8 protein-coding genes and 1 rRNA gene are annotated in these 13,340 nt (G+C 58.6%); 4 read left to right on the plus strand and 5 right to left on the minus strand.

The genetic code is table 11. The features are described 5' to 3' along the window. Window positions 1-23 precede the first annotated feature (23 nt). Window positions 24-1,607 carry a S41 family peptidase gene (locus K8U03_06145; GenBank protein ID MCE9604472.1) on the plus strand — a complete coding sequence of 528 codons (1,584 nt, stop codon included), beginning with the start codon at window positions 24-26 and terminating at the stop codon, window positions 1,605-1,607. Window positions 1,608-1,747: 140 nt separating this feature from the next. Continuing rightward, entirely contained in the window at window positions 1,748-2,773 is a 1,026-nt protein-coding gene (gene tsaD / locus K8U03_06150; protein MCE9604473.1) for a tRNA (adenosine(37)-N6)-threonylcarbamoyltransferase complex transferase subunit TsaD, read from the plus strand. 118 nt (window positions 2,774-2,891) lie between these two features. Here tsaD and K8U03_06155 read toward each other — a convergent pair whose 3' ends face one another. Beyond that, on the minus strand, window positions 2,892-6,884 hold the full coding sequence (locus tag K8U03_06155; GenBank protein MCE9604474.1) for a hypothetical protein: 3,993 nt from the start codon (window positions 6,882-6,884) through the stop codon (window positions 2,892-2,894). A 480-nt stretch (window positions 6,885-7,364) separates the two neighbouring features. Then, on the minus strand, window positions 7,365-8,444 hold the full coding sequence (locus K8U03_06160; protein MCE9604475.1) for a hypothetical protein: 1,080 nt from the start codon (window positions 8,442-8,444) through the stop codon (window positions 7,365-7,367). 336 nt (window positions 8,445-8,780) lie between these two features. Between K8U03_06160 and K8U03_06165 the strand changes: the two genes are divergently transcribed. Then, entirely contained in the window at window positions 8,781-10,019 is a 1,239-nt protein-coding gene (locus tag K8U03_06165) for a trypsin-like peptidase domain-containing protein (GenBank protein MCE9604476.1), read from the plus strand. Here K8U03_06165 and K8U03_06170 read toward each other — a convergent pair. From K8U03_06170 to K8U03_06180, 3 genes are all read right to left on the minus strand, one after another. Then, entirely contained in the window at window positions 10,002-10,628 is a 627-nt protein-coding gene (locus tag K8U03_06170) for a nitroreductase family protein (GenBank protein MCE9604477.1), read from the minus strand. The two genes, K8U03_06165 and K8U03_06170, sit on opposite strands and share 18 nt — an antisense overlap. Window positions 10,629-10,717: 89 nt before the next feature. Next, a complete protein-coding gene (gene dps / locus K8U03_06175) occupies window positions 10,718-11,203 on the minus strand; it encodes a DNA starvation/stationary phase protection protein Dps (GenBank protein ID MCE9604478.1) in 486 nt (161 codons plus the stop codon). 218 nt (window positions 11,204-11,421) lie between these two features. After that, window positions 11,422-12,162, minus strand: a complete 741-nt coding sequence (locus K8U03_06180; GenBank protein ID MCE9604479.1) for a Bax inhibitor-1/YccA family protein — start codon at window positions 12,160-12,162, stop codon at window positions 11,422-11,424. Window positions 12,163-13,002: 840 nt separating this feature from the next. Here K8U03_06180 and K8U03_06185 point away from each other — a divergent pair. Beyond that, window positions 13,003-13,340: ribosomal RNA gene (locus K8U03_06185) — 16S ribosomal RNA — on the plus strand; the annotation flags it as partial.

The raw sequence follows: 13,340 nt of genomic DNA on the forward strand, positions 1-13,340 counted from the left end.
TTACCTCGCGAGGAGGTTTACAGATGCTGCGTCAACGGATGGTCGTGCGTTTTGCTGCTTTGGTTTCGACAGCTTTGGTTTCGACAGTGACGATGCTCGGTGTGTTATTCGCCGACGAACCGAAGCCCCCCGTGAAGCAGCCGGCGACCGAATCGAAGCCCGCTGAATCGAAGCCTGCCGAAAAGAAATCGGCCGAGAAGGCGAAGAGCGACGACGGTGATGCAGCTAAAGACGAAGAATACTACGAACTCTACAAAGTCTTTTCGGAGACGATGTTTCAGGTCGAACAAAACTATGTGAAGAAGGTCGATCGCCGAAAATTGATGGAAGCTGCCATTCGCGGCCTGCTCGACGAATTGGATCCCTATTCCAATTTCATCGGCCCGAAGGAAATCGATCGCTTTAAATCGAGCGTCGAAAGCCAGTTCGGCGGAATCGGCATTCAAATCTCGCACGACGACGGCGACTTGCGGGTCTTGAGTCCGCTGGTCGGCAGCCCTGCCTATCTTGCAGGTCTCGAAGCCGGCGACCACATCATCGAGGTCGATGGTAAGCCGACGGAAGGCCTGAGCCTGGACGAAGCGGTAAGGAAGCTCAAGGGGGAGCCTGGCACGAAGGTCAAGTTGACCGTTATGCACGTTCGTTCGCGGAAGCGTGAGACGCTGACGATCGAACGGAAGATCATCGAAGTCGAGACGGTGCTGGGCGATGCGCGCGGAGCCGACGATCGTTGGAACTTCATGCTCGATCCGGAAAAGAAGATCGGCTACGTCCGGCTGACCTCGTTCAGCCGCGACACGGCTGAAGACCTCGAAGCCGCGATGAAAACCCTTAAATCCCAGGGTTTAAAGGGGCTCGTGATCGACTTGCGCTTCAATCCCGGGGGCTTGTTGAAGTCCGCGATCGAAATTTCCGACATGTTCGTTTCCGAAGGAAAGATCGTCAGCACGAAGGGGCGCAATACGGTCGAGCGACCGGTCGTGGCTCGCAAAGCCGGAACTTACGAAGGCTTTCCGATCGCCGTGCTGGTGAACCGATATAGCGCCAGCGCCAGCGAAATCGTGTCGGCTTGCTTGCAAGATCATAAGCGGGCCATCGTCGTCGGCGAACGGACTTGGGGTAAGGGAAGCGTGCAGAACGTCATTGATTTGGAAGACGGCCACAGTGCGCTCAAGCTCACAACCGCCGCCTACATGCGACCGAGCGGCCAAAACATCCATCGTTTTCCTGACTCCAAAGAAACCGACGAATGGGGCGTGATGCCGGACAAGGGCTATGAGCTCAAACTCGGCGATTCGGAACTGAGCGATTTGGTGCGTGTTCGCCGCGATCGCGACCTGCTGCTCGTGAGCCACTCGCCGGCGATCAGTCGCGAAGAGTCGAAGCCACGGACGGTCGACGCCGACGACGACTCCAAGGATGCTCCGAAGAAAGAAGCCAAGGAAGACAAGAGCGATCCTAAGACCGAATCTAAAAAGCCGGTCAAAGCAGCCCCGGGCGCACTTTCGCCGGCCGACCCGAAGAAGAAAGAGTTCATTGATCGCCAGTTGCAAAAGGCGCTTGAATATCTCTCGAACCAATCGAACGCCCAGGCGAAGGCGGAGTGAGAATAGAATAATAGTGGTCAGTGATCAGTGGACAGTGGTCAGTTGAGGAGATGCTTGGCGGTGGTCGGAAATGTGCTGTAGCCGAAGCGTCTCTCAAACCGGCCACTGACAACTGACCACCGACCACTGTCCACCGACCCATGCTTCTGATTCTGGAAACCACTTGCGATGAGACGGCGGCGGCGGTCGTCGACGAACGTTTGCAGGTGCGCGGTTCGAGCGTGGCGACGCAAGACGCATTGCATCGGCGCTTCGGCGGCGTGGTGCCCGAGATCGCTTCGCGAGCGCATGTCGAACGGATCTTGCCAGTGGTCGACGAAGCATTGCGAAAGGCCGACGCCAAGCTCGCCGACATCACGGCCGTCGCCGTGGCGAATACGCCGGGGTTGGCGGGGTCGCTGTTGGTCGGCGTTGCCGCGGCGAAGACTTTCGCCTTGGCGCTCGGGGTGCCGCTCGTCGCCGTGAACCATGTGCATGCCCATATTTACGCTTGCCGCATCGCGGCCGGGGAAGAGGTGTTTCCCTGCGTCGGCTTCGTCGTCAGCGGCGGACACACGACGCTATTCGACTGCGTTTCGCCCCTCGAATTCCAGGTACTCGGCGGCACCCTCGACGATGCGGCCGGGGAAGCGTTCGACAAGACCGCCAGTTTGCTCGGTCTTCCTTATCCCGGCGGCCCTTGGATCGAGAAGGCGGCGCGCGACGGCGATTGCGAGGCGTTTCGCTTCCCTCGCACTTTCCTCAAAGAAGACCGTTTGGAGTTCAGCTTCAGCGGTATTAAGACGGCGGTGCGCTACGCCATCGCGCCGCAAGGCTCGGTTCCTCAGGGAGGAGCGGTCGAGCCGCCGCCGGTCGGTTCGAAACTACTCGCCGATTTAGCGGCCAGCTTCGAGCAAGCGATCGCCGATGTGCTGGTCGGTAAAGCGGAGCAGGCATTGAAGCGGACGGGCCGAAAAACGCTTTGCGTCGGCGGCGGGGTGGCGGCGAACACGCGGTTTCGCGAGCTGCTCACAACGCGAATGAAACGCCGCGGCACGAAGTTGCACATCGCCCCGCGCGAGCTTTGCACCGACAACGCCGTAATGGGAGCCATCGCTTGGGAGCGGCTTCGGGCCGGACTCGTCGAAACTCTCGAACTTGATGTCATGCCCGGGTTGCAACGCTGAGCGTTTTGCAGGCAGCGGAATCGCGGCGCGCAAAAAGGTCGCATGTCGAAGAGTTCGACATGCGACCTGAAATGCGAATTCGATGTTCTTCCAAGCCGGTAAGGCCTGGGGAAGGTGATTACGTCCCGGCACCGGGACCGCCGCCGGCGCCACCGCTCGTGCCGCTGGAACCGCTGGTGTAGCTGAACGTGTTGACGATCGGGATCGTCGAAAAGACCGGCTGAGCCGTCACGCGGACATAGCGGCGATCATGCGACACGACCGAGATCGCGGACATATTCGTACCAGTCGGCAACGTGATGATCACCGGTTGATAACCGACGGCACCACGCAGAAACAAGCCGGGGTTCAAGCGGGGATTGAACGCCCCGCCCCGCACCGAAGGATCGGAGGCGGCACCGATTTGCTGAGCGAGAATCTGATTGCCGAGCGCCATTTGGCCTTGAACGGCATTCGCGACTTGGACGTCTTGCAGCGATTCGGTTCGCCGAGCGTTTTGCAGGTCGAACGACATGACCGCTTTATCGCCGTCGAGGGCGATCTGCTTACGCAGTTTGCGTTGGTTCGGAGCGCCGAGATGGGCCGTGATGTCGACGGTAAGCGTGTCGGCCGTGACCTTGCCCCAGACCCGTTTGGCGAGCATCCGGTAGTCGCCGTTGAAGCCTTGCGGGCAGATGTAGGTTTCGGTGTGAAGGTTGGTCGTTTTGTCGTACGTGTCGCCGACCAGAACGCCGCCGCCGGTCGAGCGAGGATTGCGGAACGAGCACATCGTGCCGGTCGGTTCCTCGACCAAGAGATCGACGTCGGCATCACCCGACCAAGAGACCGTGATAACGCAATCGCGAACAAGGGCCTTCTTCAACGCCGTTTGAAACTTCTCGGCTTCATCAAGCTTCTTGTCGGCCTTAAGGCGTTCGTAAAGAGCTTGCGCGGTACGGAGAGCTTCGTCGTAGATGTCGCGTTGATCGGCGGCCCAGACTTGGCCCACGATCCCGAGCGACGACCACTTCAAGCCTTCGACGTCGTCGAGGTGTTGCGCGATCTTCATGCCGAAATAGTAGGGTTCGGGTCGGGTCGGCTGCATCTTCGAGACTTGGTGGTAAAGCTGCATCGCACGACGTTGCAAAGCGCCGGCGCCGAAGTTCGACTTCACCATATATTCGGCGACCTTGAGTAGGTCTTCCGGGCGATTGCTGAAATCGACGGCCGACATCAACGCCCGTTCGATCTCCGATACCCGCGCACCTTGCGATTCCATCGACAGGCCGAGCGCTTCGTACATCCAAGGCTGAGCCTGATGGTGCCGCAAAGCAGCCATGATGACTGCCGAAACATGGTCGGGCTTTTGTGCTTTGAAGAGGGTACGAACCGTAGCTCGAATCACCGCGGGGGATTCTTCATGGGCTGCGAAATAAGCATCCCAGGCTTGGTTGATATCGGCACCGGCTTCAAGTGTGAGCTGAATCGGCTTGGCTTCTTGTTCCGGTGCGATGTCTTTCTTAACGGCTGCGGGTTGTTGGGGTGCGACTGCGGCCGGTTGTGCCGCGGCAGCCGCCGGTTGCGCGTCTTTAGCGGAGAGGCGAAGATCGTCTTCGATGGCAAAACCGCCGCCCATACCACCGCCACCGCCACCCATGCCGAGCCCACCACCGGCTCCACCCCCAAGACCGCCGCCGAGACCGGTCATACCACCTTGCGGGATCGGAATGACGAGATCGGCAACGGGATAAACGCGCGTCGGTGTCTTGGTTTCGGCAGCCGTTTTGGTCGTGATCATCAACACTTCGTTTTCGATGACGTAGGTCAGCCCTTGTTCTTCGAGAATCAAACGCAACGCCGACTTGAGCGTCAGGTCTTTCAACGTCTTGTTGATGATCGTTTCCGTTCCCTTACCGTCGGCCGTGAGGGCCGTTACGTCGAGTTCGATGTTGATCTTATGGCGCAGCTCGATATCGTTCACGACGTCGCCGAGTTGGGTATCGAGATACTGAACCTCGGTTCGCTTATCGAGTTCGTCAAGAATTCTCGTTTCCGCTTCGTTCGACTGAGCCAAGCTGACGCGATCGAATTTGGCGCGCTTGTCCGTCAGCAATTCCCAGGTCTCTTTCGGCGGATAAAGAATCGATTGTTCATCGCCGAAGGGGGCCTGAGCCCGATCGATTTGCAACAAAGCTCCGACCAGCCCTTCCCACTTTCGATAGCGGGCGGCATTCGACTGAGCGACGTAGTCGATTTGCTGAGAATAAGTGATCCCGCTCAAGACGGCCGGCGCGTTCGGCGTCGACTCGCGAGCGAGCACGGCGACATTGTACGCATCGCGATAACGACGCTCATCCATCAGGTTCTCGAAGCGAGCCATCAATTGCTCGGTCTTCTGTTGACCGACCATCAGGTCGCGATAGAGGCGATCTTGTTCTTGTTGCTTGGCGATGACCGCTTCGCGATCGATGCGGCGTTCTTCTTCGACCTTCGCTTGGCGATCGGCCGTGCGGAGGCCGGTTTCGATTTGCTCGAGCAATTGCGTCTTGATCGCGCCGTCGAGTTCCGGAACTCCTTGTACCCGATCGCGAAGCGACTTGAGCGTTGCGCGGGCGGCGTCCGGGTCGCGACCCATGACGCTGCGTGCTTGGTTCAAGCCGTTTTGCACTTCCGTCGTGACGATTTGTTGCACGACCCGCGCCTGACGACCGGCCTCGGCGATGAGGCTTCCTTCGGCGGGCTCGCCCGGGGCCGCAGCGGGCGCGCCAGCGGCGGGAGCGAGGGGAGCCGGAGCGGCTCCTGGAACCGCTTCCCCGGCCGGAGCGCCGACGGCTTCTCCAGCAGGCGGTTGGAATTTGATCATTTTCAAGTCGTGCGTGCCGCCGGCTTTCCCTTCCTTGCGAGCGGTGAGAACCGCAAAGCGAACCGCTTTGGCTTCACCGCTGTTGGGGTCGAGCCGTAAGGCTTCGTCGACTAATTTCTCGGCTTGGTCATAGCTGCCCACCGCCACGGCTTGCTTGCCGAGTTGCAAGAGGGAGTAAGCCTCGACGTTCACCAGCCGGCGCAATTCAACGAGACCGGCCGAGCCCACGGTCGGCAGCGTGATCCCGCCGTCTTTGCGAACCGTGTCGATCAGCTTCGGGAGGTAGGAGTGGTCGTCGGCAGCCGCAACCGCCAGGACATTCCAAACCAATTCGATCGGCTTGCCTTGCAGAGTTGCATCGACGCGCACGGCGACTTCGCCGGCCGGCTTGCCGACGCCGACCAATACGGTATCGCGGTCGAAGCGTAACGGCGGGAACTTCTTAGGATAAACCTCGGTGATGGAAGCGGGCAAAGTGGCTTTCGACGGCCAAACCACGAACCCGGCAACACACTCCGACATCAACGCACCGGCTTGTTTGCCGTTGATGTTCTCATTGTCGACGAGCATCATGCCGCCGGTGTGATTTGCCAAGACACCGAGAAGCTGAGCATCGCAACGAGGGCCGACGGCGAAGCTGTGGACGGAGATGTGGCCCGAGCAAAGCGTATCGACATACTGCTGCATCTCGCCGCTTTGGATCAGATTGCCGACGCTCATGCCGTCGCCGATGTAGAAGGCCGAGCGAGCACGATCCGAGGTTTCGCCGAGATCGGTGAAAGCGGCGGCCGTGACCGCGAGGGTCTTGCCCATGTCGGTCGTACCGAGCGGGGTGCGGCTTCGCAGCTCCGCGAGTGCGGCTTGCATTTCCGGACCATTCGGAGCGACGAACGATTTCGTAAGCGGCACGGCGTCGATATCGACAGCCATCAGGCTGACCCGATCCGCGGGGTCGAGCGAGGCGAGGAAAAAGTCGAGGGCCAACAGTCCCTTGTCGCGGAAGTCGTTGACTTGACTGGCCGAGGTGTCGAACAGCACCACGATATCGTGGGGGACGGTGGCGCTCGGGCGGAAGGAGGCGGCCGGCGAGACGCTCATCGCCACGAAGCCTTGACCATCCGGCTTGGTGAACGTCTCCATGCGGGCCGGAGCGGCGTTCGCCTGCACGAGAGCAAGGTCGGCGGCGTGCGCGGTCGACGCCAAAATCGCGCCGAATCCAACGCTCAACAGCTTGACGCGCAATTGCTTGAACAGTGGGCAAATCGACATAACACAAGACTCCCGGCCAGTTGGATCCAATAAGGAAAGCGAATCCAGATGAATTCAGCGCTAAAAATTCCGACTCGAACGCGAAACCGACGTTTTGAAACCTACCACCGGGACTTTACCGCAGAAACAGCATTCTTGCGCCCGCAGTAGCCGGAAAACTTGGTCAGCAAGGTCTTCTCGTATAAAAAAGACGATCTGGTGTAGTTTACGCAGCTTATCAGGGCCGTGCCAACGAAATTCATTGTTTTCCGATGGTTAGTCCCGACGTTATCCGGAGTTAGGTCTCTACAGACGGATGGGCACGGAACCGGCAAACCGAAACAGGAAGACCTACAACGGATCTATCGGTTGTGAGGTGGTTCGGTCTCTGGGATTGAAGAGGGCAAAACGAAAAAGAGGAGAGGACGGGCCGACTCCCGTCCTCTCCCCTGAATCGAGCTGTCGTTACGATGCCGGCAGGATCTGCGTTCGGCCGGCCGCCTACTTCTTCACGGCCGACCGTTCGCCGTTCTTCAGCTGAGCACTCTTGATGGCCGGTGCATTGCCGTCGGCATGATGGAATGGGACCCATTTCGGAAGATAAATCGTGCGGTATTGGGCAATTAGGCGGTTCAATTGTCGGCCGAGTTCGGCGACGTCGCTACTGGTCCGGATGACCGCCGGGTGCAAAGTCCCGAGATTTTTCGTCGTCGACTGCAATGTCGTGTTACGAGCAACCAGCTTCGTCGTGCTGACGAATTTCGGCAAGATCCCGGCACCGTTCTCGGTGATGTAAGGCGAAGGGGTCCAGCTACTTCCGGCGACGGAGATCAAGTTCAGCGAGCCGTAAGCCATCTGGAGCTTGCCACCGCTGAGCGTGATCTTGTTGTTCGTCGTAGCCATAGGAGCCGTGGCCGCAGCAAGCTTCTCGATCGGCAGGACGATGATCGAGCCGGTCGTGGTGGCGACAGCCCGGTTGGAAAGGTGCAGGTCGGCGAGCGAAATCTTGTTCGACGGCAACACCGATCCCAATGTCGATTTAGGAGCGTAAGTCGTTTTGACCAAGGATGTTACCCGAGGCTGAACGGGGGCGGCCTTAAGGGCGATCGCCGGCAGCGTGAATTGCTTCTTCAGGTTTTCGACGTTCACGGCGGCGGCTTGAGCGAGCGAAGCGGTTGCAGTCTTCGTCGGTTGTTTTGCTGCGGCCGTGATCGTGGCTGGTTTTTCGATCTTCACTTGGGCCGCTGGTTTGGTGACCGGCTTCGCCACGACGGCCTGCGGCTGCTCGATCGTGATGATGATCGCGGCGACCGGCTTAACCTTTTCCGGGATTCGGACGGGAAGCTTTTTCGTCGGCAGCGCGATATTGCGATGAATATCGATCGCTTTCCGACTGGTTTCGGTCAGCCATTTTTCTTGGGGCGAGCTGGCGAACGAAGCGGGCTTCACCCCGGAGCGTTCCGCAAATCGATGTGCCGATTTGCTCGGACCGGCCGGTCGATCGCTCGCCACACCGGCGGCGACCATCGAAGAAGCTAATGTGCAGAGCAACGCAAATAGGGCTACAGGCGCGCGATTCATCCCGCCGTCTCCTTAAGGGCAAAAATCCTCCGTGCATCTCGCACGACTGCCCTCCTAGATAGCGAATTCGCTAAGGCAGCTAGCAAGAGTATCGGAAGCAATCAACTTCCTCTGTTAGGCAAACCGTGAAGGTCGCGTTGTGCGTTTTGAATGCGTTGATCGGGTGGTTTACGTTGCTCTGAAGGCGCCGCAAGAAGGCTGGGAGCGTGGAAAATAGCGCGTCACCGTCACTGTCGGAAGTCGTGGCACCGACGACATCCCGAAGTGTTCCGCTTAGCCAACTGCAGGGTTCTTATTCGAGGTGTGCAGGATATGAAATCAGTCGTACTTGGTTCGATGTTGGCCGGGGCTTTAGGTGCTGCGCTCGTACTCGTGTTGCACGATGGCGAGCAGTTGCCGCGCGCGGGAGCGCAGGATCTTTTTCTTCCGCCCGCCACGTCGGCCCCACCGCCGGTTCGCACCTTGCCGCAGGTTCCCAAGGTCGTGGCTCTGCCGCTCCCCTCTGCCGAACTCCCGAGGATCGAACCTTTAACCGGGCCGGCCGACGAATCGGCTGCCGGCCCGCAACTTCCCGGAGCGGCGAATGAATCGGAATTTACGCTCGAAGAGCAAGTGAATATCGCGGTCTACGAGAACTGCAATCGAAGCGTCGTGAACATTAACACGAAAGTCGTCACGGAAACCTTGTTCTTCGACATTCCTTCCGAAGGTGCCGGTTCCGGTTCCGTGCTCGATCGCAACGGCCACATTCTCACGAATTTCCACGTGGTCGATGAAGCCCAATCGATTCAAGTGACGCTCTTCGATGGAAGCACCTACTCCGCGTCGCTCGTCGGCAAAGATCCGACGAATGATGTCGCCGTGCTGCGGATCGATGCTCCGCCCGAATCGCTCTTCCCGGTCACGATCGGCGAATCGACCCGACTAAAGGTCGGGCAGTCGGTTTACGCGATCGGCAACCCATTCGGCCTCGAACGGACCCTCACGACGGGGATCATCTCAAGCCTCAATCGTTCGCTGCCGGGCCGGAGCGGGCGCACCATGAAGTCGATCATCCAGATCGACGCCGCGATCAATCCCGGTAACTCCGGTGGGCCGCTGTTGGATAGCCGTGGCCGGTTGATCGGCATGAATACGGCGATCGCCAGCCGAACCGGTCAAAACACGGGCGTCGGCTTTGCCATCGCTTCGAACACGATTGCCCGCGTTGTGCCGATGTTGATCGAAAAGGGGCAAGTCGTCCGGCCGGAAGTGGGAATCACGAAGGTGTTCCAAACCGATGGGGGCTTGCGCGTGGCTGGTTTGATGAGAGACGGCCCCGCCGAACAAGCGGGCCTCCGTGGTCCGCAAATCATCCGACAAAAGAAGCGACAAGGGCCGTTCATGGTCGAGGCGCAGAAGCTTGATCTCGCCTCGGCAGACCTGATTACGGGCGTCAACGGACAGCCTATCAAGACCGGCGACGATTTCTTGTCGCTCGTCGAAGCGCACCCGCCCGGCACGACCATTATCTTAAACGTCGTGCGGGATGACCAGTCGATCGAGGTTCCGGTGCGGCTAGGTTTTAGTCGTTGACGTATCGGGAAACCGATCCGTCAGCACGACCTCCTCGTAAGCGAGTTGGCCGCCGCGCACTTGCGGCTCCTTCAACTTCTTGCCGATGACCAACAGCATGCCGATCACATGGTCGGCCGGCAAGTTGATGATCTTCGCGACGGCGTCGGGATCGAAGCCGACGAGCGCACCGCTATCGTAGCCGAGCGCTTTGGCCGCGAGCATCAGCGTTTGGGAAGCGATGCCGATCGAGCGCATCGCTTCGTCGCGCTGAAGTTGTTCTTTGCCTTGGTAGCACTGGCGAATCATCGGCACCAAGTAACCGCGGGCCTTTTCATGCGCGTTGCACCAATAGCGCTCCGGCTCTTTGTCCCAAGCGTTGAGATCTGCGCACAGCGCGATCGTGAGCTGTGCTTCTTCGATTTGAGCTTGATTCCAAGCCGCGGCCCGCACCTGCTTTTTTAGGGCGGGATCGCGCACGATGACGAATCGCCAATTCTGAATGTTGAACGAAGTCGGCGAGAGGAGAGCCAGTTCCATGAGTCGGCGTTCGTCTTCCGCCGGCATCTGAAAACTAGGGTCGAAGTGTTTAATGCTCCGTCGCTGTTCGATCGCAGAGAAAATATGCATCCGTTCATCCGTTCCGAAAAGATCTTGTCGTCAGTCGCCTATCAATCAGCCGACGGTTGGAAGCCGAGCCGAGGTTTGTATGGTTCTTGCTACGAGTTCTGCAAATGCGATTCGACCATCCAGAGCCACTTGTCGATGCCGCGCGAGACGCCGGTGAAGAGATCGGCCGTATCGGCATCGTTGAAGCCGGCGGAGTCGTCGATGGCCTGGCGAGCCAACTTCCCGAACACGCTGAGAGCCGTCGAGAGCGCCGCGACGTGGTCTTTGCCGCAAGTAATGTCGAGCGGATACTCAGGGAGCTTCGAGCTACCGGCCGCGACGCGCACCGTGCCCAACACCCGACCGCCGAGTTGTGCGGCTCGTTCCGCGATGTCGTCGACATACGTCCCGACATCTTCGTGAATGTCGTCGAAGAGTTCGTGGAGCGCGATGAAGTTCGGTCCCTTCACGTTCCAATGCGCTTGCTTGGTTTGCGACTCTAAATCGAGCGCGTCGGCCAGTCGACTATTCAATAGCGCGACGGCCTTGGTGCGAATATCTTCGGGAAGGTCGTTCTTCGTGGGATGAAGCGGCATGTTCGTGGATCCTCAAGTTGAATTCGACGGAGAGACTGACCCGGCGGTCGAGCTACGGCGCGCGGCGTATGAGCAACCTCGTGAAAGCCGGTTCGATCGCGCCCCTTATTCTAGCGGCGCACGGCCGAGCGAATAGTACGCACGGCCCATGCGCACTATCAGCGCATGGGCCGCTTCACGAGCTTAAGGATGTTTCAGGCGGGCTATGATTTGCCGTTTTAATCGCGCCGGCTGTTTAGCTTGACGAGCAAACGAAGGAACTCGATGTACAGCCACACGAGCGTGACCATCAGGCCGAATGCACCATACCATTCCATGAACTTCGGTGCGCCGCGGGCGACGCCGGTTTCGATGAAGTCGAAATCGAGCACGAGGTTCATCGCGGCGACGACGACGATGAACACGGAGATGCCGATGCCGACGAGGCCCGACGAGTGCAGGTAAGGAATCTGAATGCCGAACATGCCGAGGGCGAATGAGGCGAGGTATACGAGCGCGATGCCGCCGGTAGCCGCTGCGACGCCGAGCTTGAAGTTCTCGGTCGCGCGAATCAGACGCGTGGTGTAGGCCAAGAGCAGGGCGCCGAGGGTTCCGAAAGTCAGCAGCGAGGCTTGCAGAACGATGCCGTTATACATGTGCTCGTAAGTCGCCGAGATCGCTCCGAGAAAGAGCCCTTCGCAGGCGGCATAAATCGGAGCCGACCACGGCGCGGTGTGCGGCTTGAAGATTGCGATCAACGACGCGATGAGCCCTCCGATCGCGCCGCCGATCAGTAGCAGGCTCGCAGTATTGCTCCCCTGGACCGTTTCGTTCCAGGAATAAGCACCCGTGGCAACCGCGATTGCGAGCAGCGCGGCAGTCTTGCCGACGGTTCCTTCGAGGGTCATCGTCGTCGGAGAATCGATCGAGAAGTCGCGAGCGAAAACTTGGTTGTTGAGCGCCGGATTCGAAGTTCGCATGGGACGTGGCTGTTCCTAGATGAGTGAGGCCGAATCGACCTGATGTCGGACTGTTTCGAGTGAGTGATGCAACGAGTGATGCTATGTGTCTTGCGCGGCGTGCTAGCATGCGCAGGGGTTTCATCGTTGCTTAACGCTGCTTGTCGTTATGCCGCGAACGTTCTTGCGCTTCGCGACAGGCGGCTTCGTAATCGTACAACGTGGGCCGGAAAACGTACAAGAAAATGCCGGCTGCGGTGTTGTTCGGCGCTGAGACAGCTAGGAGTTGGTGGGAAAACGACTTCTCGATAAGTCATCGATGACAAGTCGGTGTGCTGCGTCAGGTGCCGTGAAAGCGAACTCGAGGTCGTATGCGATCAGCTGAGGAAGTGTGAGCGTTCGAGGAGCGTAGCATGGGGGCTCTATGCAAGGCGTCCCTGACGAAAAAAGCGTGTTCGTCGTCCACAATACGACTCCGGGAACAATTCCGGAGATTAAAAAACGTGCTGAATCAGGGCGTTTTGCACTCTTTTCGAGGTGAGTGAGAAATTTGTCTTTTCCCTGCTTGACGCACATCGAGAAGCCGATATATTACGGAAGTCCTTGAGGGAAGCAGTCGCAAGACTGATGGCCTTCGGGGGCATGTTCTTTGACAATTTGGTAGAGATTTCAAGATTTTAGCCGGTACGCGATCGTACCTGGCCAATATCACCATCAAGCCTTAATCCGCTTGAGTGTGGTGGCGGTCAAATAATAAATGATTTGAATTGGCTCTTTCTTAATCTTGTCTATATCCGACGGCGTCTGCGGTTCGACCTTAACCGGTTGTTCTTTGCGGGTGTCGCTCGGCTAGCAAAATAATTATTGAAGGGTTTGATTCTGGCTCAGAATGAACGTTGGCGGCATGGATTAGGCATGCAAGTCGAGCGGACGTAGCAATACGTTAGCGGCGTAAGGGACAGGAACACGTAGACTACCTGCCCTCGGGCCTGGGATAGCCACGGGAAACTGTGGGTAATACCAGATAATATCTCCGGATCAAAGGTGTGATTCCGCCTGAGGATGGGTCTGCGTCCTATTAGCTAGTTGGTAAGGTAATGGCTTACCAAGGCGATGATGGGTAGCAGGTGTGAGAGCACGACCTGCGTCATTGGGACTGAGACACTGCCCAGACACCTACGGGTGGCTGCAGTCGAGAA

It is taken from the genome of Planctomycetia bacterium, assembly GCA_021413845.1.
Lineage (GTDB): Bacteria > Planctomycetota > Planctomycetia > Pirellulales > PNKZ01 > PNKZ01.

What these genes read in the sequence shown, in the direction of transcription:
- dps (MCE9604478.1), bottom strand. Translation starts at nt 11,203, where the DNA reads ATGCCGCTTCATCCCACGAAGAACGACCTTCCCGAAGATATTCGCACC.
- K8U03_06160 (MCE9604475.1), bottom strand. Translation starts at nt 8,444, where the DNA reads ATGAATCGCGCGCCTGTAGCCCTATTTGCGTTGCTCTGCACATTAGCT.
- K8U03_06180 (MCE9604479.1), bottom strand. Translation starts at nt 12,162, where the DNA reads ATGCGAACTTCGAATCCGGCGCTCAACAACCAAGTTTTCGCTCGCGAC.
- K8U03_06165 (MCE9604476.1), top strand. Translation starts at nt 8,781, where the DNA reads ATGTTGGCCGGGGCTTTAGGTGCTGCGCTCGTACTCGTGTTGCACGAT.
- K8U03_06145 (MCE9604472.1), top strand. Translation starts at nt 24, where the DNA reads ATGCTGCGTCAACGGATGGTCGTGCGTTTTGCTGCTTTGGTTTCGACA.
- K8U03_06155 (MCE9604474.1), bottom strand. Translation starts at nt 6,884, where the DNA reads ATGTCGATTTGCCCACTGTTCAAGCAATTGCGCGTCAAGCTGTTGAGC.
- K8U03_06170 (MCE9604477.1), bottom strand. Translation starts at nt 10,628, where the DNA reads ATGCATATTTTCTCTGCGATCGAACAGCGACGGAGCATTAAACACTTC.
- tsaD (MCE9604473.1), top strand. Translation starts at nt 1,748, where the DNA reads ATGCTTCTGATTCTGGAAACCACTTGCGATGAGACGGCGGCGGCGGTC.